At 45.8% G+C, this 24,596-nt stretch carries 22 protein-coding genes and 1 other annotated feature; of the genes, 1 reads left to right on the top strand and 21 read right to left on the bottom strand.

The features are described from left to right. Positions 1–4: 4 nt before the first annotated feature. From KNP88_RS03125 to infC, 10 genes are all read right to left on the bottom strand, one after another. Positions 5–709: an ABC transporter ATP-binding protein gene (locus KNP88_RS03125; RefSeq protein WP_088837586.1), complete on the bottom strand. Its 705-nt coding sequence runs from the start codon at positions 707–709 to the stop codon at positions 5–7. Positions 710–713: 4 nt separating this feature from the next. Beyond that, positions 714–2,126, bottom strand: coding sequence for an ABC transporter permease (locus tag KNP88_RS03130; RefSeq protein WP_214845215.1), 1,413 nt, complete (start codon positions 2,124–2,126; stop codon positions 714–716). 163 nt (positions 2,127–2,289) lie between these two features. After that, entirely contained in the window at positions 2,290–4,686 is a 2,397-nt protein-coding gene (pheT, locus tag KNP88_RS03135) for a phenylalanine--tRNA ligase subunit beta (RefSeq protein WP_214892232.1), read from the bottom strand. 12 nt (positions 4,687–4,698) lie between these two features. After that, positions 4,699–5,721, bottom strand: a complete 1,023-nt coding sequence (gene pheS, locus KNP88_RS03140) for a phenylalanine--tRNA ligase subunit alpha (protein WP_029331121.1) — start codon at positions 5,719–5,721, stop codon at positions 4,699–4,701. A gap of 48 nt (positions 5,722–5,769) precedes the next feature. Next, positions 5,770–5,985, bottom strand: a binding site (T-box leader). 44 nt (positions 5,986–6,029) lie between these two features. Then, entirely contained in the window at positions 6,030–6,785 is a 756-nt protein-coding gene (locus tag KNP88_RS03145) for a TrmH family RNA methyltransferase (RefSeq protein WP_029331122.1), read from the bottom strand. 3 nt (positions 6,786–6,788) lie between these two features. Next, entirely contained in the window at positions 6,789–7,871 is a 1,083-nt protein-coding gene (locus tag KNP88_RS03150) for a M42 family metallopeptidase (protein ID WP_214892234.1), read from the bottom strand. A gap of 12 nt (positions 7,872–7,883) precedes the next feature. Then, a complete protein-coding gene (locus KNP88_RS03155; protein ID WP_029331124.1) occupies positions 7,884–8,366 on the bottom strand; it encodes a dUTP diphosphatase in 483 nt (160 codons plus the stop codon). Positions 8,367–8,485: 119 nt separating this feature from the next. Further along, the gene (rplT, locus tag KNP88_RS03160; protein WP_088837591.1) at positions 8,486–8,845 is read right to left on the bottom strand and encodes a 50S ribosomal protein L20; all 360 of its coding nucleotides are present in this window, start codon (positions 8,843–8,845) and stop codon (positions 8,486–8,488) included. A gap of 37 nt (positions 8,846–8,882) precedes the next feature. After that, the gene (rpmI, locus tag KNP88_RS03165; RefSeq protein WP_012371058.1) at positions 8,883–9,077 is read right to left on the bottom strand and encodes a 50S ribosomal protein L35; all 195 of its coding nucleotides are present in this window, start codon (positions 9,075–9,077) and stop codon (positions 8,883–8,885) included. 27 nt (positions 9,078–9,104) lie between these two features. Further along, positions 9,105–9,635 carry a translation initiation factor IF-3 gene (infC, locus tag KNP88_RS03170; RefSeq protein ID WP_029331126.1) on the bottom strand — a complete coding sequence of 177 codons (531 nt, stop codon included), beginning with the start codon at positions 9,633–9,635 and terminating at the stop codon, positions 9,105–9,107. Positions 9,636–10,067: 432 nt separating this feature from the next. Here infC and KNP88_RS03175 point away from each other — a divergent pair, with 432 nt between their 5' ends. Continuing rightward, positions 10,068–11,543 carry a catalase gene (locus KNP88_RS03175; protein WP_159173490.1) on the top strand — a complete coding sequence of 492 codons (1,476 nt, stop codon included), beginning with the start codon at positions 10,068–10,070 and terminating at the stop codon, positions 11,541–11,543. A gap of 156 nt (positions 11,544–11,699) precedes the next feature. On the opposite strand, the gene KNP88_RS03180 is transcribed toward KNP88_RS03175, so the two are convergent. The 11 genes from KNP88_RS03180 to polA form a co-directional block, all read right to left on the bottom strand. Next, entirely contained in the window at positions 11,700–12,896 is a 1,197-nt protein-coding gene (locus tag KNP88_RS03180; RefSeq protein ID WP_251137103.1) for a glycoside hydrolase family protein, read from the bottom strand. 201 nt (positions 12,897–13,097) lie between these two features. Beyond that, complete coding sequence (gene thrS / locus KNP88_RS03185) at positions 13,098–15,038, bottom strand: threonine--tRNA ligase (protein ID WP_214892236.1); 1,941 nt, start codon at positions 15,036–15,038, stop codon at positions 13,098–13,100. Positions 15,039–15,361: 323 nt separating this feature from the next. Then, on the bottom strand, positions 15,362–16,279 hold the full coding sequence (gene dnaI, locus KNP88_RS03190) for a primosomal protein DnaI (RefSeq protein WP_214766556.1): 918 nt from the start codon (positions 16,277–16,279) through the stop codon (positions 15,362–15,364). Between the two features lie 12 nt (positions 16,280–16,291). Beyond that, positions 16,292–17,647 (bottom strand): replication initiation and membrane attachment family protein, encoded by a 1,356-nt coding sequence (locus tag KNP88_RS03195; protein ID WP_088837595.1) that lies wholly within the window; start codon positions 17,645–17,647, stop codon positions 16,292–16,294. A 67-nt stretch (positions 17,648–17,714) separates the two neighbouring features. After that, complete coding sequence (gene nrdR, locus KNP88_RS03200; RefSeq protein WP_088837596.1) at positions 17,715–18,197, bottom strand: transcriptional regulator NrdR; 483 nt, start codon at positions 18,195–18,197, stop codon at positions 17,715–17,717. Between the two features lie 13 nt (positions 18,198–18,210). Further along, entirely contained in the window at positions 18,211–18,579 is a 369-nt protein-coding gene (locus KNP88_RS03205; protein WP_214892238.1) for a hypothetical protein, read from the bottom strand. A gap of 104 nt (positions 18,580–18,683) precedes the next feature. Continuing rightward, positions 18,684–19,070, bottom strand: coding sequence for an adenosylmethionine decarboxylase (gene speD, locus KNP88_RS03210; protein ID WP_029331133.1), 387 nt, complete (start codon positions 19,068–19,070; stop codon positions 18,684–18,686). A gap of 262 nt (positions 19,071–19,332) precedes the next feature. Further along, positions 19,333–20,373, bottom strand: a complete 1,041-nt coding sequence (locus KNP88_RS03215; RefSeq protein ID WP_214804346.1) for a glyceraldehyde-3-phosphate dehydrogenase — start codon at positions 20,371–20,373, stop codon at positions 19,333–19,335. A 165-nt stretch (positions 20,374–20,538) separates the two neighbouring features. Then, positions 20,539–21,129, bottom strand: a complete 591-nt coding sequence (gene coaE / locus KNP88_RS03220) for a dephospho-CoA kinase (protein ID WP_214892241.1) — start codon at positions 21,127–21,129, stop codon at positions 20,539–20,541. After that, a complete protein-coding gene (gene mutM, locus KNP88_RS03225) occupies positions 21,126–21,956 on the bottom strand; it encodes a DNA-formamidopyrimidine glycosylase (RefSeq protein WP_214892243.1) in 831 nt (276 codons plus the stop codon). Before mutM ends, coaE begins: the two co-directional genes overlap by 4 nt. Before the next feature lie 21 nt (positions 21,957–21,977). Continuing rightward, positions 21,978–24,572 carry a DNA polymerase I gene (polA, locus tag KNP88_RS03230; protein WP_214892245.1) on the bottom strand — a complete coding sequence of 865 codons (2,595 nt, stop codon included), beginning with the start codon at positions 24,570–24,572 and terminating at the stop codon, positions 21,978–21,980. Between the last annotated feature and the right edge of the window lie 24 nt (positions 24,573–24,596).

Here is a 24,596-nt window from a genome sequence, read left to right on the forward strand (position 1 = left end):
CGGATCAACGTGCAGGAACGACCTCGCCTTCTGTAACACGTTTCTTCTCTATAAAACGCTGTTTCTTCAATTCAATGATATGATCGGCAGCACGGGCGACTTCCGCAGAGTGCGTCACCGCGATGATGCAACGGTTAGAACGGTGAGCAAGTTCTTGAAATAGCCGAATGATGTCCGTCGCAGTTTTTTCATCGAGCGCTCCCGTCGGCTCATCTGCAAGAATGATTGGGGCTTCTGTCGCAAGGGCACGTGCGATGGCGACACGTTGCTGTTGACCACCACTCAACTGCAGTACATTTTTTGTCGCATGGGCTTCGTCGATTCCAACCTGTTCAAGGAGATTTTGGGCATGTTTCTTTTTTCCTTTTATGCGTTGTCCACTCAATTCGAGTGCGACAATCACGTTATCCAATGCGTTCATATACGTCAATAAATTAAACGATTGAAAAACGGTCGCAGCATGTCGTGAACGATACGTCGTCAATCCGATTTTTCGAATATCGCGACCTTGATACGTAATCTGTCCTTCTGTCGGTGAATCAAGTCCACTCAACAGACTGAGAGCCGTCGTTTTCCCGGAACCTGACTCACCGAGAATTGCATAAAACCGTCCGGCCTCGAACTGCATCGAGACATCGTTCAAGATCCGTTGTTGCTTGCTTCCTGATGTATAGGCATAGGTGACGTTCGTCATTTCTAAAGTTGTCATAGTATTAATCCTCCCGTAATAGAATTTCTTTTGGATTCATCCGTAGTAAGGCAAGTGAAGGTAACAAGACAGATAAAAAGACGATTAGACTTCCAATTTCGATGACTTGAAGTAACGTCGTCCAATCAATCTTCGTTGTCATCTCTGTAATTTGTGGAATGCTATCTAACACTTGTTGTCCGCCGCGTCCACCCGGACCGCCAAAACCAGTCTGCGTCGCGACCGAACTAGCCGCTTCCGTCACCTCGCGGTTCAAAAGCTGATCTGTCATGAATTGTGATGTCATGCCACCTGTCGCATACGTGACAAGGAAAGCAATTGCCGCAATCGCAAACGTTTCAATTAGTAATTGCCCCATTAATTTCGAGCGTTTTTCACCCATCGCCAGTAAAATACCCATTTCTTTTCGACGTTCCCGGACGGATAATAAAATCAACAGCGCTAAAATCAAACCACCTGCGATACTAACAAGATAGACGACAGATTTTGAGAAGGACGCGACTTGTTCAATCGGTCCAACCATTTTTTGATAAGCAGCATCATTCGCATCCAGTGTGAACGTATCCCAGTCGAGTGGTGAGACCGCCATCGCTTCTTTTTTGAACGTATTGATTTCAGATGGATCTTCTAGCGCGTAGACGACACTCGATACACTGACCGTTCCTTCTTCAGTCGAGAAGCTCGCGAGTGTATCATGTGCAATGTACATCTGGTTCATCGGGTCCATGAAGCCTGCCGCTCGGAAATTCGCATCGGATGTCGCTTCCGTCGATGCCGATAACCCAATGATCGTCACTGTTACGGAATTTTCGGTCGTTGTCGATGTCAGCTTAAACGTATCCCCGACTTTGAGATCATTTTCAGTCGCTAAGTTTTCATCGATGACAACACTTTTTTCTTTAGCATCGGTAGTCAATGCTTCTCCATCCACGATTTTCAATGTACCGTTCGTGTATGTATCAAGTAGTTCCATGTTCGTCACACCATTTAAAGAGAAATCTGGCATCGTCATCCCTTCAGGCATCTCTCCCCCTCGCCCACCACCTGAGTTCGTTGATTCACTCTCAATCGGTGTGAGATCACTTGATGTCGCTGTCGTTTGTGCCAGGTAGTTGACGGACTTGACTTCATCTAGTTGTTCGATTGCTTCAACATCCGTCGTATCAATCGCTACTTCTTCTGGTCGTCCACGTTCACCTGACGCTTGTCGTTCCTGCATTTGCTTTTGTCGATCGACTTGTAGTGTCACTGTCGCCCCTAACTCTTTTCTCGCCTCTTCTCCCGCCGATTTAGCAGCATTCTGAATCGCGAATCCTGACAGTACGAGTGATCCGATTACCGTCAAAATAATCAACATGATCATCGTCTTTCCCTTTCGCGCTACAATACTTTTTCCTGCCCGCTTCAAAAAATTCATTTTTCGTGTTCCTCCTTTAATCTTCTAAGCTCATCTTATGCAACGTATCTGTAGTCTAGCTGTAGTTCGACTGTATCTTGAACGAAGAAACGACCGAAACGCAAAAAAACGAGAATGACAGTGACGTCATCCTCGTTTTAACTCATGTGATTCGATTGACCGGTTACGCACGAAGTTCTGCGTCGAACGCTTTTGTTAAAGCCGATACGACATGTTCGTGTGCTGCTGTGACTTCTTCATCGACCAAAGTCCGTTCCTTATTTTGATAACGGAGCGAGAAGGCGAATGATTTTTTGTTTTCACCGACGTTATCGCCCGTGTAGACATCAAATAATGTGACATGTTGTAAAAGCGGACCTGCTGCTTGCATGATCACTTGCTCCACTTCGCTTGCTGTGACCGATTGATTGAGGACAATCGCGATGTCGCGCGTCATCGATGGGAAACGGGACATCTCTTGATAGACGACCGGCTCTTTCGAGTGAAGTTTCATGGCATCGAGTTCAAAGACGTAGACTTCTTTTAAGCCATACTGCTCTTTCGAGAGTGCTGGATGCACTTGTCCGACGAACCCAATCGCTTCACCGTCCATCAACACACGTGCCGTCCGACCTGGATGCATCGAATCAATGACCGCCGCTTCATATGTCAACGTGACATTGAGTGCCTCTGCTAACGTTTCGACGATTCCTTTGACAACGAAGAAATCCGTTTTGACCATTGTGCCATGCGCACGGTGTTGTTCCGCTAGTCCGACAGCGACTCCGGCGACCAGTTCTTGTTCGATCGGCAACGTCTCAAGTGACGCATCACGCTGGAGGTAAACGCTCCCCAGTTCGTAGTAGGCGAGATCGGCATGTTGACGTGCGACATTGTGTTGCGCGACTTCGAGTAACCCTGGAATCAATGATGTCCGAAGTGTCGAACGTGCTTCGCTGATCGGCATCGCCAACTTAACGGGGTGGAGATCTGTTTGTTCATTGAATTGCATCGCACGTTGTTCACTCGTCAGTGAGTACGTGATGGCTTGCGATAAACCGGCACCCTGTAAGAGACGACGGATTTGACGGCGATGTTGATTCCGTTTCGGCAAGAACCCGCGGCTCGCTTCTTGCGGTAAGCTCGATGTCAATGCATCATACCCATAGAGTCGTGCGACTTCTTCCGCGATATCAGCCGGAATCATCAAGTCTTGGCGACGTGTCGGTACACTGACTGTTAGTGCATCTCCTGATAACTCAACTTCGAGTCCAAGGCGCTCTAATAACTCTTTCATGACCGTACCTTCGATTTCCATTCCGAGACGATGATTGATATACGAGACACTCGCTTCGATTAAGTGATCATCGAGTTGAAGTGTACCTGCTTGGACCGTTCCTGCAAGGACTGTTCCACCAGCAAGTTCAGCAATCAATGCCGCTGCCCGGTCAAGTGCTAACAAGACACGACGCGGGTCGACCCCTTTTTCAAAACGTGAACTGGAGTCCGAACGTAATCCAAGGACACGACTCGTCTTCCGGACAGATGTCGGTGCGAAATAAGCCGATTCGAGAATGATGGACGTCGTTGTTGCGTCGACTTCTGTATTTGCACCACCCATGACACCTGCAAGCGCTACGGGCTTTTCGCCATCTGTGATGACGAGCATCGAAGGATCGAGTGTCCGTTCGACTTCGTCAAGTGTTTGGAAGGCTTCTCCTGCTTTCGCTTGACGAACGACGATTTGCTGCCCAAGTTTTTCAGCATCGAATGAATGAAGCGGTTGTCCTGTTTCAAGTAAGACGAAGTTCGTCACGTCGACGACATTGTTGATTGGACGAATCCCGTTCGCAATCAAGCGGTTTTTGAGCCAAAGTGGTGACTCACCGATGACGACATGTTGGATTTCACGCGCCGCATAAAACGGGCACTCCTCCGACTCAAGTGTGACAGCAAGTTTCGTTTTTTCTTCATCTTCCGTCACGTCGATTGTCGGGAAAACAGCCGTCGTATTTAAGATACCTGCTACTTCATGTGCAACTCCGTACATGCTCAAGCAATCAGAACGGTTCGGTGTCAAACCGAGTTCTAATACTTCGTCATGCAGACCAAGTAGTTCTAAGACGTCTTGCCCTGGTGTGACCGGCTCACGGAATGTATGAATTCCAGCTTGCTCATCTTCACGAATATACTTTTTCTCAAAGCCAAGTTCTTCAAGTGAACAAATCATGCCTTCCGAAACGACTCCACGCAGTTTAGCTCGCTTAATTTTAATGCCCGGAAGGCGTGCTCCGACACGGGCAACGATGACATCTTGTCCTGCTTCAATGTTTGGTGCACCACACACGATTTGGACCGGTTCTTCTTGTCCGATATCAACCGTCGTGACGTTTAGCTTATCCGCTTCAGGATGCTTTTCTTTTGTTAATACATGACCGACGACGATATTGTTCAAATCGGCGTCACGGACTTCGACACCCTCGACTTCGATCCCACTCTTCGTAATTAAGTCCGCCAGTTCCTCACCGGTTTTCTGACTGACGTCAACGAACTGCTGTAACCATTGTTTTGAGACTAACATCTGTTTTCCCCCTTAAAACTGTTCGCTGAAGCGAACGTCATTCGTATAGAAGTGGCGAATATCATCTACCCCATATTTCAACATGGCGATTCGCTCAATCCCCATCCCGAAGGCAAATCCAGACATTTTCGTACTATCATATTCTGCCATCTCAAGGACGTGCGGATGAACCATACCGGCACCTAAAATTTCAATCCAGCCTGTTTGTTTACAGATATTACACCCTTTTCCACCACATTTAAAACACGAGACGTCGACTTCGACGGATGGTTCTGTGAACGGGAAGAAGCTAGGACGTAACCGGATTTCACGTGCCTCCCCAAACATTTGCTTCACGAATGCTTCGAGCGTGCCTTTTAAGTCTGCCATTGAAATCGACTCTCCGACGACGAGTCCTTCCACTTGCATGAATTGGTGTGAGTGCGTCGCATCGTCTTCATCGCGACGATAGACTTTCCCTGGGCAAAGAATTCGAATCGGTTCACCTTTCGAAGCGAGCATCGTCCGCGCTTGGACAGGTGACGTATGGGTCCGCATCAAAATTTCATCCGTGATATAAAATGAATCTTGCATATCGCGTGCCGGATGATCTTTCGGCAGATTCAACATTTCGAAGTTGAACAAATCTTGTTCGACTTCAGGTCCTTCTGCAATCGTATAACCGAGTCCAACAAAGATGTCCTCGATTTCGTCCGTGACTTGTTGCAATAAATGCGCTTGTCCGACTTTTTTCGGTCGACCCGGAAGTGTCACGTCAATCGCTTCAAGCGCTAGTTTTGCGTCCATCTCTTGTTGCTTGACGTCTACTAAACGTTGCTCGAGTTCTGTTTGGATGACACCACGAACCGCATTTGCGATTTCACCGACGACCGGACGTTCTTCTGCTGATAATTTTCCCATTCCACGTAATACTTCTGTGATCGGACCTTTTTTTCCGAGATATTTGACACGGACATCATTTAATTCTTTTTGTGTACTGGCTTGATTCACGAGTTGTAGCGCTTCGTCGCGAAGTGCCTCTAATTGTTCCCGCATGCTCGTCACTCCTTTTTTTCAAATAAAAAACGCCCCTTCAGCAAATGCCGAAGGGACGATTTAATTCAATCGTGGTACCACCCTTGTTCGACTTGAATCCATCAAGTCCTCAAGTAGCGCGATAACGGGCGCTTCCCGTCACGATCTCTCGTGCGACTCCGGAGTGAATTCAGCTAGCGGATTCGTAAAGAAGCTTGCAGTCTAAGGCTTCTTCTCCCTGATCGAATCGTTCTCTAACCTACTCTGTTCCATCAACGTCTAATTAAATGTTCTACTGTAACTCACTTTAGCATGAACGCTTCAGTGATTCAATCGACCGGAGCAAAATGATACAGTAAAATTCCTGCTGCAACGGCTGCATTGAGTGATTCGGCTTTTCCGCGAATTGGAATGTAAGCACGTCCATCACATTGGTCGAGCAATTCTGGTGCAACACCTTGTGCTTCATTCCCGATGATGAGTCCGATTGCACCAAGATTTTCGACTTCTGTATACGGATTGGCATTGCGTAGTGCCGTTCCGAGAACGAACACCCCTAATTCATGCAAGTCTTGAATCGCTTCATCAAGCGACATCATGATGACCGGCAAGTGGAAAATCGAACCTTGTGTTGCGCGGAGGACTTTGCTGTTATAGACATCAACTGTCCCGTGACCAATGATGACACCATCGAATCCAGCCGCATCGGCTGTCCGAATCATCGTTCCGACATTACCCGGGTCTTGCAGACGATCGAGTAACAGGTAACGGCCACGCTCTAAGCGCTCTGTTTGCTCTTTCATCTCACAAACTGCGAAAATCCCTTGTGTCGTTTCTGTTTCTGACAAGACTTTGGCAACTGATTCGTCAATTGTGATTAAGTCAGCCGCATTTTTCTTCCAAGAACCCGGAACTTGAACATCCTCACGGACAATCAATTCTTTGATGATTCCAGCACGAACAGCCTCTTCAACTAAGTGTTCCCCTTCAATAAGGAAACGTTTCGTTTGTAGACGTCCTTTTTTTGTTAAAAGCTTTTTCCATTGTTTGACGATCTCATTCTTCGTAGAAGAAATATGTTTCATGGTTTACCCCTCGTAAATCGCTTGGACCGCTTGCGTATCTAAACGTTTCGTAACGGCAACGATTAAATCGACTGCTGCTTCGAAATCTGCTTTATGCATAATGGAAACGTTCGTATGCAAGTAACGGATTGGTACTGTCAGTGCGAGCGAAGGAACTCCTGTGTTCGATAAATGGAATTTCGCAGCATCCGTCCCACCACCCGGTGTTAGGTCCAATTGATATTTAATGTTTTCTTCTTTTGCGACACCTGTGACAAAATCGATTAATCCACGGTGTGCGATCATCGTCGCATCAAACATGATGACTTGAACACCTTCTCCAAGTTTTGACAATGCTTCGCGATCCGTCATTCCTGGTGTATCACCTGGAATTCCTGTGTCAACAGCAAATGCAATCGATGGATGAATCAAGTTCGCAGCCGTTTGCGCGCCACGAAGCCCAACTTCTTCTTGCACCGTTGCTCCTGCAAAAATCGTGTTCGGATGTCCTTCTTCTTTTAAACGTTTGATGGATTCAATCGCAATCGCGCAGCCAATCCGATTGTCCCAAGCTTTTGCCATCAAGAAATTCTCATTTTTCATCACAGTAAATTCGCAATGTGGAACGACCGTATCTCCTGGTCGGATTCCCCAACCTTCGACCTCTTCTTTTGAAGTAGCACCGATATCAATAAACATTTCTTTGATATCGACTGGTTTATTGCGCGCTTCCGGTGGTAAAACATGAGGTGGTTTCGCACCGATTACGCCTGGAATGACTTCTCCAGATGATGTCACAATGTTCATACGCTGTGCCAGAAGCACTTGTCCCCACCAACCACCGAGTGGTTGGAAGCGGAGAAACCCTTTTTCATCCACCTTCGTCACCATGAATCCAACTTCATCCATGTGACCGGCAATTAAAATACGAGGCGCATCATCTTCTGCCCCTTTGTGTTCCGCGAATAAGCTACCTAACCCATCTTGATGGAATGCTTCAGCGTGAGGTTCTAGATACTCGCGCATCAGTTGGCGCACTTCTTTCTCGTTCCCAGGTACTCCTGTTGCGTCCGTTAGACGCTTCAACATATGTAATTGTTCATTCATCTGATTTCCTCCTCAGTAACCGTTGTCTTGGCGAACATGATTCGCCTCGTTTTTTGCAACATAAGCCTTGAAAATCATTTCTTGTGTAAAACCAAGTGTAGCACCTAATGCTAGGTATGCACCAATTAAAACATCGTAACTTTGTTCTGTTCTTGAAATCGCGAAGACATTTGTTTTATTGTAAACATCTAAAAACGCGTCTGTCGCAGTCAAGTAATAATCCCCTTCAACGAATCGATCTTTCTTATAATCAAGAGCTAGACCGAGCGATAGGAGGAAATGGACGCCATCGACATATTCCTCAAGAATCGTAACTTGTGCTGATGGTCCCTTTGTCGACCAGAATTTAAAGCAACGTGTTTCATTCGCCAGTTCGCCTAACTCTACTAATAGGGCAAGCAACCGCTCATCAAACTGATTCCCGGTCAAATTATGTTCTGACTGGATTCGTTTATCTAACTGTTCCTGCATCTCAAAAAGTGTCAACCAGTCCATCTTAATTCTCCTTCTATCCAAAAAAATAAAACGTAGACATAAACTTCTGCCTATCACCTATTTTAGCATTCCTCAAAAAAAAACGCCGGAGAATTAAATTCCCCGACGAATTGTAGAACTTAAGCGTTCAATTTTGCTTTTGCTGAGTCAGCAAGTGAAGCAAATGCAGCTGAATCTGTAACTGCGAGGTCAGCAAGCATCTTACGGTTGATGTCGATACCCGCAAGTTTGAGACCATGCATCATGCGGCTATAAGAAAGACCGTTGATACGTGCAGCCGCATTGATCCGAGTGATCCAGAGGCGACGGAAGTCACGTTTCTTTTGACGACGGTCACGGTAAGCATACATGAGAGATTTCATGACTTGCTGTTTCGCTACCTTGAAGAGTGTATGTTTCGAGCCGTAATAGCCCTTAGCTAATTTGAGTTGTTTTTTACGACGTTGACGAGTCGTATATCCGCCTTTTACGCGTGGCATATAAATTCCCTCCTAAATCTGTGTACGATTGAATAAATTACTTCGCGATCATGTGACGGATGCGTTTGAAGTCACCCGATGATACCATGCTAGCTTTACGTAATTTACGTTTCGCTTTAGTTGATTTGTTACCGAATAAGTGGCTTGTGTAAGCACGACCACGTTTCAATTTGCCAGAAGCAGTACGTTTGAAACGCTTAGAAGCACCGCGGTGCGATTTCATTTTAGGCATGAGAGATTCCCTCCTACTTCGATTCGATTAGTCTTCTTTCTTTGGAGCAAGCACTAAGAACATGCTGCGTCCTTCCATCTTCGGTCTCTGTTCAACTACACCGAACTCGCTTAAATCCGTAGCGAGACGTTCAAGGACACGTCTACCGATTTCCGAGTGAGTGATGGCACGTCCGCGGAAGCGAATACTCGCTTTCACTTTGTTACCATTCTCCAAGAATTTCTTCGCATTACGGAATTTCGTTTGGAAGTCATTCTCCTCGATTGTTGGGCTGAGACGGACTTCTTTCATCTGAATCACTTTCTGATTCTTCCGAGTTTCTTTGTCCTTCTTTTGCAACTCGAAACGGTATTTACCGTAGTCCATGATTTTACATACAGGCGGCGTTGCTTGTGGTGCGACCATGACGAGGTCAAGGTCAGCTTCCTCAGCGAGACGCAATGCCTCAGTGCGTGATTGGACTCCAAGTTGTGCACCATCCGCTCCGATAAGACGAACTTCTCGAGCGCGGATGCCTTCATTGATTAACAGATCTTTGCTAATGGTTAGCACCTCCATCGTGCAGAGCACGAAAAATGAATGATATAAAACGCTATAAAAAAAGCGTCGGCAGTTTTTCCCGCCCACACTCATAAAGAATACAATAGTCAGAGAACACTCTACTATCACATATCATCATGATGGACCAGCACAGCAACCTGTACATGGTGAGAAGCGGGATGCTTCTGCTTTGTTGTCATTTCACTTTGCTATCATAGCACTTACTTTCCCGTGATGTCAAGCCGCTTTATCAGTTCAATTAGAACGTTGCTCACATACTTGATTATAATAGCAATCCTAAGTTCGTTTAGCAAGAAGTTTCTGATTAGAAATGAATGGGTAAATTTATCTTGTGCTAAAAATTATTTATTTGAATAGTGCTTATTTCTTTATTTAGAATGATTATTGTTTTATAATTGTTTTAATCTTACATAAGGGGGAGTTAAAATAATGAATGAAAACGAAAAGAAATTAACGACGAATCAGGGTGTGCCGATTGGGGACAACCAAAACTCACGTACAGCTGGACGTCGCGGACCTACTTTATTAGAAGACTATCAATTAATCGAAAAAATTGCTCACTTTGACCGTGAGCGCGTACCGGAACGCGTTGTACACGCACGTGGCTTCGGCGCACACGGTGTCTTTAAAGTAAAAAATTCGATGAAAAAATATACAAAAGCGGCTTTCCTACAAGAAGAAGGAACGGAAGTCCCTGTCTTTGCCCGCTTCTCTACCGTCATTCATGGTACACACTCTCCTGAAACACTCCGTGACCCACGCGGCTTCTCTGTTAAATTCTATACGGAAGAAGGAAACTGGGATTTCGTCGGTAACAACTTACCGGTCTTCTTCATTCGAGATGCAATGAAGTTCCCGGATATGGTTCATTCATTAAAACCAGATCCACGGACAAACATCCAAGATCCTGATCGCTACTGGGATTTCATGACACTCCGCCCTGAATCAACGAATATGTTGATGCACCTCTTCACAGATGAAGGAATTCCAGCAAGCTACCGTAAAATGCGTGGTTCTTCTGTTCACTCATTCAAATGGGTAAACGCACACGGTAACACGGTCTACATCAAATTACGTTGGGTACCAAAAGAAGGCGTTCATAATTTATCTGCTGACGAAGCAACCGAAGTTCAAGGAAAAGATTTTAACCATGCGTCTAACGATACATTCCAGGCTATCGAAAATGGCGATTTCCCAGAATGGGACCTCTTCGTTCAAGTACTCGACCCTGCTGATGTCGAAAACTTCGACTTCGACCCACTTGACGCTACAAAAGACTGGTTCGAAGATGTCATCCCATTCCAACACGTCGGAACAATGACATTAAACAAAAACGTCGACAACTACTTTGCTGAAACGGAATCAGTCGGTTTCAACCCAGGTGTCCTTGTACCGGGTATGTTACCGTCTGAAGATAAATTACTTCAAGGTCGTTTATTCTCTTACTCTGATACACAGCGTCACCGGATCGGACCGAACTATCAACAGCTTCCAATCAACTGCCCGTTCGCTCAAGTCAACAACTACCAGCGTGATGGTGCAATGCCGTTTAAGCAGCAAACAAGTTCAGTCAACTACGAACCAAACCGTTACCAAGATGAACCGAAACAAACACCTGAGTATACGGAAGACACACAGCCACTCCATGATGACATTCATGGCCGTCTCGAAATCGAGAAAACGAATAACTTCGGCCAAGCTGGTGAAGTCTACCGTCGTATGACGGAAGAAGAACAGATGGCCCTTCTCAATAACCTTGTGAATGACCTTCAACAAGTACGTCACGAAAACACGGTCTTACTCGCAATCTGTAACTTCTACCGTGCCGATGCGTCACTCGGTGAAAAGTTATCGGAAGCATTAAACGTCGACATCAAACCGTTCTTGCAACAAATGCAAAAATGATAAGCCGTATAAACGAACAGCCTACTCCTGAATCGGGAGTAGGCTGTTTTTAATTATAGAAACACTACTGACAGAAGAATTTTACATAGGATGACCAGTTCTTCTTTTTGCAGCAACCACTTGTCACGTTTCGCTTCAATACGAAATTTATATGCTTCACGGGACAAAATTGAACCGTTCTGATGTCTCTACTGAAAAATCATCCAATTTCGAATAGAGTACGACTTGCCCTACTTTGACTTCTTTGATTTTATTTTTACGAAGATTCAGCTTTTCAGCATCCGTAAATCGATTATAGACGGGTTTAAATCCATTACTTTGATGTGGTTGCATTTGGATCGCACGATCTGTATTTTCAATCTTATTACCTTTGATGATTCCACCAACGACACCGCGTCCGAGAATCGCGATCGCCTTACCATCTGCTCGATGAACGTTTCGGATTGTATTCATTTGAACGATCGGCTTCTCCCAATTCATCATCGAAATCGCGTGATCTTTCGTACCATCAATCGTATTGTACTCAATTCGAATATTCTGATGTGGACGGTCTTGCGAGTATTGGTGGGTACCGACTGCGACATTTATGTTTTTAAACGTATTGTTTCGAATCACAATGTTTTGATTCGGTGTCCGATCCTGCGCAGACCACTTCCATCGAAATCCTTGTGTTACCGGATCAGGTGTATCTAAATTAATTGATTCATTGGGTCCCGTATTTTTAATCATCGTCGCATTGATGAATGCCATATTTTCTATCACAGCATGATTCGTTGCATCTAACTCAATCGCGTGTGAACCGTTTTGGTTACGAATCGTCAGTCCACCGATGTAAAGATTCGCGTTATGGGCAATCGCAAAGGCTGCGCCTCTAGCGAGATGACTTAAGTCGATTTGTGCATTGCCCTGACCTTCAATCGTCACATGGTTCGAACCGTTGTATTTTCCGACCGTTGTCTTCAGACGCAAAACGGATGGTGGAATGAGGTCGAAGACACTTGTTGTTGCTGCGATTTTCGTCGTCCCGGTATCGAATGTCTTTTTAATGATGACACCATCTTCTAGACGAATCGTTGTATTCGATGGAACACCAACACGAATCGGCGACAGATACGTTCCTTTCGCTAAGATCAGTGTCCCGCCACCTTCCGCCTCAATTTTTTCTAAATAAGACCGCAACGTATAATAATGTTTAGTTTTTTCATTATACGTCGAATACTTTCGTAAAACAGAATCAATCGGCTCTGTCCGAGGTGTAATCCGGTATGTTTTCATACTTTCGACTCGTTCGATGTCCGGCGCAATGAAAGTAAACGACATCGCACAAAGACACACTAAAATTAATTTCTTCAACCGTTCCACCCCTCTCATCCATGTATCGGTCGGTTCTCAAAAACTATGTAGATACAAAACGGGTGGACTCGAAAATTTCTCCAAAATCCATCGGGGTAAGCTGCGATTCCTCCCGGATGCAAGAAAAAGCCAGCTTTCCCGTGCCCGTGACGGACAGGAAAGCTGACTTGTGTCGTGCTAACCGATTCAGATTATTATTGATTACTTCGAACGGTTGGCGATCTCTGCTTCTAAATCAGCAACGAATTGCTCAAGCGAGGCATTGCTTGAATCTTTCGAGCCATAACGACGGATGTTGACTTCCCGTGACTCCACTTCTTTATCCCCGAGTACAAGCATGACCGGGATTTTGTTCATCTGTGCTTCACGGATGCGGTAACCGAGCTTCTCATCGCGGAAGTCCGTTTCAATCCGGATCCCTTTTTTCAAAAGCATCGCTTTAATTTCACGTGCATAGTCTTCCTGTGCCCGTGAGACCGGAATCAATTTGACTTGGACCGGTGCGAGCCATGTCGGGAATGCCCCTTTATATTCTTCGATCAAGTACGCAACGAAACGTTCCATTGTCGAAACGACACCACGGTGCAAGACGACCGGACGATGATCTTGTCCGTCATTTCCTTTATACGTCAATTCGAACCGCTCCGGTAACAAGAAGTCGAGCTGAACTGTCGACAGTGTCTCGTCCTTACCGAGTGCTGTCCGGACTTGAACATCGAGTTTTGGACCATAAAACGCGGCTTCACCTTCTGCTTCGAAATACTCAAGTTCGAGTTCATCCATCGTTTCTTTCAACTCACGTTGCGCCATTTCCCAAATCGCATCGTTGTCGAAATACTTTTCCTTATCTGCCGGGTCACGGTAAGACAGACGGAATTTATAATCCGTAATCCCGAAGTCCGCGTAGACTTCTTGAATCAAGTGAACGATGGCTTTAAACTCATCTTTCATTTGATCCGGACGGACGAATGTATGCCCGTCGTTTAGGACCATGTAACGCACGCGTTGCAGCCCCGTCAGTGCACCTGACATTTCATAGCGGTGCATGCCACCAAGTTCTGCGACACGGAGTGGTAAGTCACGGTATGACCGTGGCTCATTTTTATAAATCATCATGTGGTGCGGACAGTTCATCGGACGAAGGACAAGTTCTTCATTATCCATTTCCATTTTCGGGAACATGTCATCTTGATAGTGATCCCAGTGACCTGACGTCTTATACAACTCAACAGAACCGAGCACAGGTGTGTAGACATGTTCATAACCAAGCTCAAGCTCTTTGTCGACGATGTACCGTTCGACAGTACGACGGATGGCCGCCCCTTTTGGTAACCACATTGGTAACCCTTGACCGACGTCTTGCGATGTGAAGAACAAATCAAGTTCTTTTCCGAGTTTCCGGTGATCGCGTTCTTTTGCTTCTGCTAAGAAGTGTAAGTGTTGTTTCAGTTGGTCTTTTGTTGCCCAGGCTGTTCCATAAATCCGTTGCAGCATTTTATTTTTTGAATCACCACGCCAGTAAGCACCTGCGATGCTCATCAATTTGAAGACTTGTAGCTTCGCTGTCGCCGGGACGTGTGGACCGCGGCATAAGTCGAAGAACTCGCCTTGGCGATACAGTGTCAAATCTTGATCGGCTGGAATCGACTCAATCAATTCGATTTTAAGCGGGTCATTCAGTTCCTTATAGATGTTTAAAGCTTCATCACGCGAAACGACTTCCCGTTCGATCGATAAGTTTTCACCCGCAATTTTATTCATCATCTTTTCGATGACCGGAAGATCTTCTTCTGTCAAACGACGTTCCAAATCGATGTCATAATAAAAGCCGTTTTCAATTGTCGGTCCGATTCCAAGGTGAATCGTTTCATCCGGGAAAAGACGTTTGATCGCTTGCGCCATCAAGTGCGCAGACGAGTGACGAATCAAATCGAGTCCTTCTTCTGAATCGGGCATGACGAGTTCGATGACACCGTCTTTTTCAATCGGACGTCGGTAGTCGATGACTTCACCGTCTAGTTTTGCGGCAAATGCCTTTTTACGGAGTCCTGGACTGATGGAAGCCGCGACTTCTTCAGCAGTTGTACCGGCTGCGAATTCTTTGACCGCGCCGTCTGGAAATGTAAGAGCAATAGTTGACATGACTGTTTCCCCCTTAAATTAAATAAAAAAAAGACCCATCCCTCTAAAAAGGGACGAGTCTTCATCTCGTGGTACCACCCTCGTTCCCGAACATGTTTCCATGTACCGGCTCGAACACGCGATAACGGGCGTGAGACGCAAACGGATTAGCCCCGTCTGTGCTATGAGGGAGTAAAGAAAACGAGTAGAGTCCATGAGAAGCTTTCACCATCCTTCTCTCGCTTGTTTGGTCCAGTTCGTCCTTCGTATCCTCAATCTTTGCAATTCACTATACTGGTTGTGCACTAAGTATAGCGAAAGATGAAGTTCTTTGACAAGGAAAATTAATAACGCCGGCGATTTTCACCTAAAAATTCGACTGGATTCGTCGTCGTCCGGATGCGTTCCATCAATCGCATCGCCTTTAACTTATCCCCTTGGTCATTCGTAATCCCGAAATGAAGCTCGAGTTCATCATAGGATAAATTCGAACTGAACAATGTCGGCAAGCGATGCATCATCCGGTACTGCAAGATGATCCCGAACAGTTCGTCCCGGACCCACGGGCTGATCGACTCCGCCCCGATGTCGTCAATCAATAAAACGGGAACCGTCTGAAAACTCTCGAGGAACGTATCAAAACTATCAGACCGGATTCGGCGTTTCGCTTCCGAGACAAATCCCGGCGCATGGACAAGAATTGTCGCAACACGCTCTTTTTTGAGCGCATTCCCGATTGCTGCGAGCAGGTACGTTTTCCCGACACCGAAACTCCCGTGCAGATACAGTCCTTTGACCTGCTCTTTCGAACGAATCGTATTCAAAAATTGTGACGCTGCCCGCAAGGCAAGTTTTCGATCCGTCGTCGTCAAATCAAAGTCACTGAAGTTCGCGTCCCGTACTTCATCCGGTAAAAACAAACTTTTGAATTTTTTCTCGAGCGCCCGTTCATTTTCACGATCTTTGAGTGCTTGCGTTTTTTCATAAGCGACCATGATTTGACCTTTTTCTAAATGCAGCACGGGCTGATAGCCTTCGATAACGGCTTTTTTTTCAATCACTTGATGACCGTCCATCTGCTCGGCATATTCATTGAGCTTTAACATCCCTCGCTCAATCGTCCGTTGATCAATTTCAGGATGTGTCCTTAAAAAGACGATGACACCTGGATGCGATAGGACTCGCTCATGAATGGCGCGCACGGATGCCGCGACACCTGGACGATTCAAGATTTTTTCAATCGATGATTGGATATGTTCCATCTCACTACTCCTTTACTTCCCCTTTAGTTCACGCAGAATCCGTTCCATCTCTGCATCATCCGGTACTTCGGATTCAAAACTCGCTTTTTTAGTCGCTTCATATTTTTGTTGTTTCTCTTTTTCTTCTTGTAGCCATTTCGGATTCGGTCCAGTCGAACTCGGACGCCCTCTTCTGCCGCCAACCGTTTGGCGTGACCGTTCTTGCTTTTGATCCTGTTTCTTTGCGATTAATTCGTCTTGATCTTTTGTTTTCGCTAATGCTTCTGCTGCTGTCGCGTAACCTTTCTGTTTCCAATCGTCGACAATCGACAGCAAAAAGTTTTTACTGAAGCGATTGTCCTTTTTCATGACAAGTGCGTAATAATAGGCAGCATTGACGATTCCCGACGACATTTCATAATCGATGATCAATTGCTGAATCAATTCTTCATCTCGTTCAGAAAGTGACTTCACCTTACGTAACTTCGCGACATAGTGCTTCGGATGAGTCCCTTCCATCGTCTCACTTTCACTTAAATCACCGACTTCGACTTCTTCGAGGACAGCGACCTTCGCTTTTTTATCACGACTGAGCTTTTGTTTCGCCGATAACATCATCTGTTTACAGCGCTCTTGCTTCTCACTGTCCGTCATTGGTAGGTACGCTTCATGCCGGAAGCGGGCATTCAACAGTTCCGCCATCAAGGTTTCATTCGACTGTGTGACGTAAGCTAGCTTCAGCAACAATTGGTCAATCGATTTCGTATAAAAGCTTCTCGGGAGAAAACGATCGGTCTGTCGCTTCATTTCTTCTAAGTCGAATGAATAATCAAATTCATAGGCGGCACGTTCTTGTTTCGCATACGATTTTGGTTGATGGGCAGAAGCAAGTCCTGCTTTGACATCAAACACTTGATCAAAACGAACCGTCCGGTCAACGACATTTTTCGGTAGCTGCTCCGTCCGAAAACGATTTTGAAGTGCTCGAAAGCGGATTTCTCCGACACGATAAAACAGTAGGCTTGATAAGACACCATCATTCAAGAACGTATTCGGTGCTAACGGGACGCGAATTTGATAAACATAACGATAGGCAGCTTGTTTCGCCTCAAATGTTCGAATCAATCCAATTCCTTCGAGCTTAAAAAGCTCCTCTTTAAATTCATCAACAGAAAAGCCTAACAATGTTCCTAGTTCTGCATGTGAGATATATTGTGATTTCGTTTTACCAGGAATCATCTCACTCCAAAATGTTTGGTACAGACCAAGTGCTTTTACACCGATGATCGGCTGATACAAATAATAGAGGGATTGATAAGCTTCACGATCGACGACACCATTACTCATGATTAAACATAAGTCCGTTCCCGATACATCACGTTCCAACATCTGTTTCGTCCCTTCTTTCGTGAGAAAAAGAGAGGTGCGTTCTGACCTACAGACGACCTCTCCTCGATTACGTTAAATTTTCACGTTCATTTTCTTGATGGCGTTCCATTAGTTCAGATAACTCTTGGAAAAAGACATTGATGTCTTTGAATTGTTTATAGACACTCGCAAAACGGACGTAAGCCACTTCATCAACAGAAGCGAGTTCATTCAAGACGAGCCGGCCGACCTGTTCACTCGGAATTTCATGTTGTGCCGTTGCCCGCAAGGCTTTTTCGACACGACTGACGACCGTTTCGAGTTGCTCAATTGAAATCGGACGTTTTTCACATGCACGGACGAGTCCACGTAAAATTTTATCACGATTGAATTCGTCACGGGTCCCATCCTTTTTCACAATGATGAGTGGTGTTTGTTCAATCATCTCGAATGTTGTAAAACGATAACCACATGATTCACATTCACGACGGCGCCGAATCGAGCCAAAATCTTGCACAGGTCTCGAATCGAGAACCTTCGTCCCGTTATAATTACAGGCTGGACAACGCATGCCGCACCTCCGTTCACGTAAATTCTTTTGTTCCAATCATTTTCAATCGGTATGTCGCATCTAATTCTCGATAGATTGTTTCAATCCATTGCTCGAGGTCCGGACCAAGTAATCCTTCGCGATGCAAAAATAGATCAACAGCTGTTCTACCAGAACCGACCATGATGACTGTCGCTAGTCCATCTAACCCAGTTCCTTGAAAAGATAATTCTCCTCGTTCAACATCAATTCGTTTAACGGTTCCGTGTTGCTTCGCCACGACAGTCTCAAGACCTGTAAACAACATCTCGGGAGTCGCAGCATAATAGTGCGTTCGTAATTTTTCGTTTTTATGCGTATCAGACGTTTCAAGTTGTTTTTGCAAACGTTCTTTAAATCCCATCCGCCATCACCTTTTCTGTTTTCTTCTACTATTAAGAATAACAGACGTCAGACATATTAAAAAGCCCTCGCCATAAAGACGAGGGCTGGTAGTTCGTGTTTTTGTCAGTTAACGTGCTGAATCGTAGCTGCCGGAACTTTAACTGGTCCCATGCCACGCGGAATTTCGACATTTTCACGGATTTTTGCATCTAATGCGTCAGCGATATAATTCGCTGCGATTGCTGGATCGATGCGATCCCCACACGTAAAGACATCAACTGATGCATATCCGTGTTCTGGGAAGCTATGAATCGTCAAATGCGATTCAGAAATGATGACGACGCCGCTTACTCCGTGTGGAGCAAACTTATGGAATGCGACTTCGCGTACCTCTGCACCTGCTTGAAGTGCTGCGTCAACGAAGAGTCGTTCGACAAACTCCATGTCGTTTAATTTTTCAGGATTACAATCCCAAAGTTCTGCAATAATGTGTCTTCCCATAGTATCCATTAGTGGATCCCCCCTACATTCAATGGTCTTCAAAGTATAGTCATGATCACTTACTTTGCGCCTGAGTCGTTCGCACCCACGGGGGAAAGTTAGTCCAGAGAGGTCCTAACCCTTTAAGCTGCGATTGCCAGACCGATTGAAGTTCACGATTTGAATTATAGCGAGTATCAAAAAGATACACAAGGATAAATTTTAAATTTCAGCGTCTATTTATTAAAAAAACGCTCTATCTGTTGGTATAGAGCGGTTTCAAAAGTATAAATTATTTTAATTCTAATTCCTTTTCAACCGTTGTCGCCTCAATATGTGCTCCAATCATCTGAACGAGATCGACGACACGACATGAATATCCCCATTCATTGTCGTACCAAGCAAGCACCTTCACTTGGCGTCCACCCATGACCATCGTCGATAGGCCATCGACGACCGTCGAACGGACTTCACCGTTAAAATCAATCGAAACGAGCGGTTCCATCGTCAACCCCAGAATCCCGTCTAACGCACCGTCCGCTGCTTTCACGAACGCTTCGTTTACTTCTGCGACTGTCGTATCCCGACTCACTTCGACGACGAGGTCAACGAGCGACACGTTCGGTGTCGGAACACGGAGCGCAAGCCCGTTCAACTTCCCTTCGAGATGCGGTAAAACGAGCGAAATGGCACGTGCCGCACCAGTGGATGTCGGAATAATCGATGATCCACAAGCTCGTGCCCGACGTAAATCCTTATGTGGATTATCAATATTATTTTGATCATTCGTAAAAGCATGAATCGTCGTGACGAGTCCCGTCTCGATTCCGAATGCCCGATCGATGACTTGAACGACAGGCGCAAGACAATTCGTCGTACAGGATGCATTCGAGACGACATGATCGTTCTCATGATCGTACATCGCATCGTTGACCCCCATTACGATTGTCCGAATGTCCCCTTTCGCCGGTGCCGTGATGACGACTTTTTTTGCTCCCGCCAACACATGTTTACTTGCGCCGTCTTTTGAATTGAACTTTCCTGTTGCTTCGACGACGACATCAATCTCAAGTTCCCCCCACGGTAATAACTCAGGATTGCGTTCGCTGACGATTTTCACGAGTTGTTCATTAATCATCAAACCACCCTCGACAATCTCGACCGGGTATTCAAACTTCCCATGGACCGTATCGTACTTAATTAAGTGCGCGAGTGTTTCCGGTGGATAACTTGCATTAATTGCGACGACCTGACTTTTCCCCTCAGCGATTAATCGACGGAACACCATTCGACCAATACGCCCAAACCCGTTAACTGCCACCTTGACTCCCATGTGCGGATCCCCCTTCAATGTGACGGATAATGCTCCGTTTACAGATAGAACTATATCATGAAATGTAAGCGATTTCATTATGTAAACAAAAAAAAGTTGAGAGAAGTCATGAACTTCTCCCAAAACGATACTTCTGCTTCTTTAATTTCGTTTCCGCTCCAAACCTCAACGTGTGACAGGTAACGTTTTTAACCACTGATCGATTTGTCGGTATAACGCTTCGATCGTTCCTTCGTTGACCAACACATAGTCGGCGAGGAGACGTTTCTGTTCAATATCGAGTTGAGATTGCACACGTGATTGCGCTTCCTCCCGTGACATTTGATTGCGTTCCATCAAGCGATCCAATTGTAGAGAAGCGTTACAATAGACGACCACGACTTGATCGACAAGCTGTTTCCAATCTCCTTCTAATAAAAGCGGGATATCAAAAACAACTAAAGATTCTTCTTGCTGTTCCAATTCGTCTGCCCGGGCGAGCATCTGTTGTCGAATCTTCGGATGCATCAACTCATTCAGTAAATTCCGTTTTTCACTATCGTGAAAAATAATTTCACCAAGCTTGGCTCGGATTAATATCCCCTCTTCAAATGCTTCCGGAAAGGCAGCTTTCACATCTTGATAAGCCAGTCCATCCGGTTCCATGACTTCCCGCGCGATCAAATCAGCATCGATGACCGGAATCCCATTCGTTTGTAGATACGTCGCGACGGTACTCTTTCCCGTCGCGATTCCTCCCGTCAAACCGATTCTCATAACGCGACCTGCTGACAGTTCGGACAGAAGTGTGTCCCACGTCCACCAACCTTGATTTTTTCAATCGCTGTCCCGCAACGCGGACACGGAACACCTGTTTGACCATACACAGCAAGTTGCAGTTGAAACTCCCCTTTTCCGGATGGCGAGACATAACTCCGAATCGTACTGCCGCCACTTTCGACGGCTTTTTGTAAGACATCGACACCTGCGACGTGAATCCGCGAAATATCGTCAAGCGTCAAGGCCCCTGCTTTCGTTAACGGATGAACCCGTGCCGCGAACAACGTCTCATCGACATAGATGTTCCCAAGTCCTAAAAAGATCGATTGATCGAGCAATGCTGTCTTGATCGGGCTGCGTTTTTTGCGAATTAGATTTTCGGCTAAGACTTCCGCCGTGAACGTCGGATCAAACGGTTCCCGCTCGAGTTGGGCAAGTGGTGGGACCTGCATCACGGTCGCTTTTTCCCGCAACTCCATCGTCCCGAACTTTCGGACGTCGTTATAATGCAACTCTGAGCCGTCTGTGAATCGGAAGATGACATGAGTATGCTTATCTTTTTCAATCGCTTGGGGATACGGAAAATACTTCCCTTCCATTCGTAAATGACTGACGAGATAAAATTGTTCAAATGCAAATAAAAGAAATTTCCCGCGCCGTTCGACCCGTTCGATCCGCTCTTGCTTCAAAGCGTCGACAAACGGTGCGACTTCCATTCCCCGAATCATCTTCGGATGGAAGACCTTCACAGAAGAAATCGTTTTTCCAGAGACCGTCCGCTCCAGACTACGTCTGACGGTCTCGACTTCAGGTAATTCAGGCAAACTAGCTCCTCCTCTAACAGATTATTTCGTTTCGTACCATGAATGCCCCGCATCCCCGTCAACGCGTAACGGCACTGACAATTCGACCGTCTGCTCCATCGCTTGTTTGACGAGTGCTTTTAAAGCGTCCAGTTCTTCGTCTGGTGCTTCAAATATCAATTCATCATGTACTTGAAGCAATAAACGCGCCTTGAGTGGTGACGTTTCAAGCGCAGCATGGACATCGAGCATCGCTTTTTTGATGATATCTGCCGCCGATCCTTGAATCGGTGTATTGATTGCCGTCCGTTCTGCAAAACCACGTAAGTTAAAGTTCTTCGAATTGATGTCCGGGATATTACGCCGCCGGTTCATCAATGTCTCGACGAATCCGTTCGCGCGTGCTTTTTCGATTGCAGCATCCATGAATAACTTGATTTGCGGGAACAGCTCAAAATAACGATCGATGAAGTCTTGTGCTTCTTTCCGACTGATGTTCAAATTTTGTGAGAGTCCGTAATCACTGATACCGTAAATGATTCCGAAGTTGACAGCCTTCGCTTGGCGACGCATGTTTCCTGTCACATCACCCGGATCGACCGAAAAAACACTACTCGCTGTTTGCGTATGAATGTCAGCGTCGTGTAAGAATGCATCGACCAGCGTTTTATCTTCCGACATATGCGCCATGACACGCAACTCAATTTGTGAGTAGTCGGCAGCGTACAGTGACCATCCGGCTTGACTCGGAACAAACGCTTTACGAATCTTACGTCCCTCTTCAATCCGGACAGGAATATTTTGCAGGTTCGGGTTAACGGAGCTGAGTCGTCCCGTTTGGGCGATCGTCTGCGCGAACCGTGTATGGATTTTCCCATCTTCTTTGATGACTTTTTGTAACCCTTCGACGTACGTCGATTGGAGTTTTTGCAGTTCACGATATAGCATGATGTGATCGATGACCGGATGGAGTGGTCTTAACTTCTCTAAGACGTCTGCTGCCGTCGAATAACCCGTCTTCGTTTTCTTAAAGGCAGGAAGCTCGAGTTTTTCGAACAGGATGACGCCAAGTTGTTTCGGTGAGTTGATATTGAACGCTTCACCCGCTTGACCATAAATCAATTCCTCAAGATCCGTTAAGCGTCCGGCAAGATCATGTTGCATCTCTTGTAATGTCGCGACATCAACACGGATGCCGGTCCACTCCATTTCAGCAAGCACACCTGACAAAGGACGTTCGAGCGTTTCATACAAGTCGAATTGTTGGTTTGCTTTGAGTTCTTCTTGTACTTTCGGGAACAATCGCTCAATCATCCGTGCTTTTTCTGCCAAATAAGGATGCAACAGTTCGTCTGTCGGCACGCTACGCTTTGCGCCTTTTCCAAGGACTGCTTCTTCACTCGGCGCCATCATCGCATAATGACCGGCAATCGACGCAAGTGTCGTACCGCCACTCAAGTTCAATAAGTAGCCAGCGAGTAACAAGTCATCGAAGGCTTGCAGTTTTAAACCATGTTTCCGCAACGCGAAGGCAGCTTGTTTCGCATCGAGACAGATTTTTTGATGGTCCGACTCGATCCATTCGCGAAAAGCAGGATCCTCGACCAATTCACGAGAAGCGACATAAATTTGATTCGGTGTCGCGATACTAAAACCGATGATGTCTTCTTCCATATAGTCTTCGCGCAACTGCTCGACGACGAGGACAGCATCCTGCACGTCTGAAGGAAGTGTCGTAATCGTCTCGACGTTCAATTGTTCCTTGTCCTCTTCCTTGATGACAGGAGCAAAACGATTCGTTAACGATTTAAACCCGAGCGATTGGAATAACGAATACGGTACTTGTGTATCGACATCACTGATTTGTAAATCCGGTAATGTGACGTCAAGCGGGACATCGAGTTTGATTGTCGCAAGTTCTTTCGACAACCGGGCAAGGTCTTCGTTCGCGATGACCTTCTCTTTTTGTTTTCCTTTTAAGTCTTCGACATGCTCATACAGTCCTTCAACTGAACCATACGCAGAAATTAATTTAATCGCTGTTTTTTCGCCGATGCCAGGAATTCCGGGAATGTTATCCGATTTATCACCCATCAGCCCTTTTAAATCAATCATTTGAATCGGCTTCAGTCCACCGTACGTCTCGGCAAACAAGTCTTCCGTCATACACTGAACGTCCGTGATACCGCGCTTCGTGATCAATACCTCGACTTGATCGGTGACGAGTTGAAGTAAATCTTTATCACCCGTGACGATCCGTGTCCGGTCTGCCAGCATCGTCCGCGCTAGGGTTCCAATCAAATCATCTGCTTCATAACGATGAAGCTCCATCATTTGAATACCGAGCGCTTCACAGATATCACGTACAATCGGGAACTGCTCCCGTAGTTCAGACGGCGTCTTTTCCCGACTTCCCTTGTATTCTTGGTACACATCGTGGCGGAACGTTTCGCTCGAAGCATCAAACGCGACTAACATATGCGTCGGTTGCTCCTCTTCAAGTAATTTAAGTAACATCATCGTAAAGCCGTAAGCGGCGTTCGTGTTACGTCCTTGTGCGTCCGTCATCGGCGGCAAAGCAAAAAAGGCACGATACGTTAGTGAGTTTCCGTCAATCAATAAAAGTTTGTTTTCCATCGTCTCCGCTCCTTTGGAAGAATT

This window comes from Exiguobacterium sp. H66 (genome assembly GCF_018618705.1).
Classification (GTDB): domain Bacteria; phylum Bacillota; class Bacilli; order Exiguobacteriales; family Exiguobacteriaceae; genus Exiguobacterium_A; species Exiguobacterium_A oxidotolerans.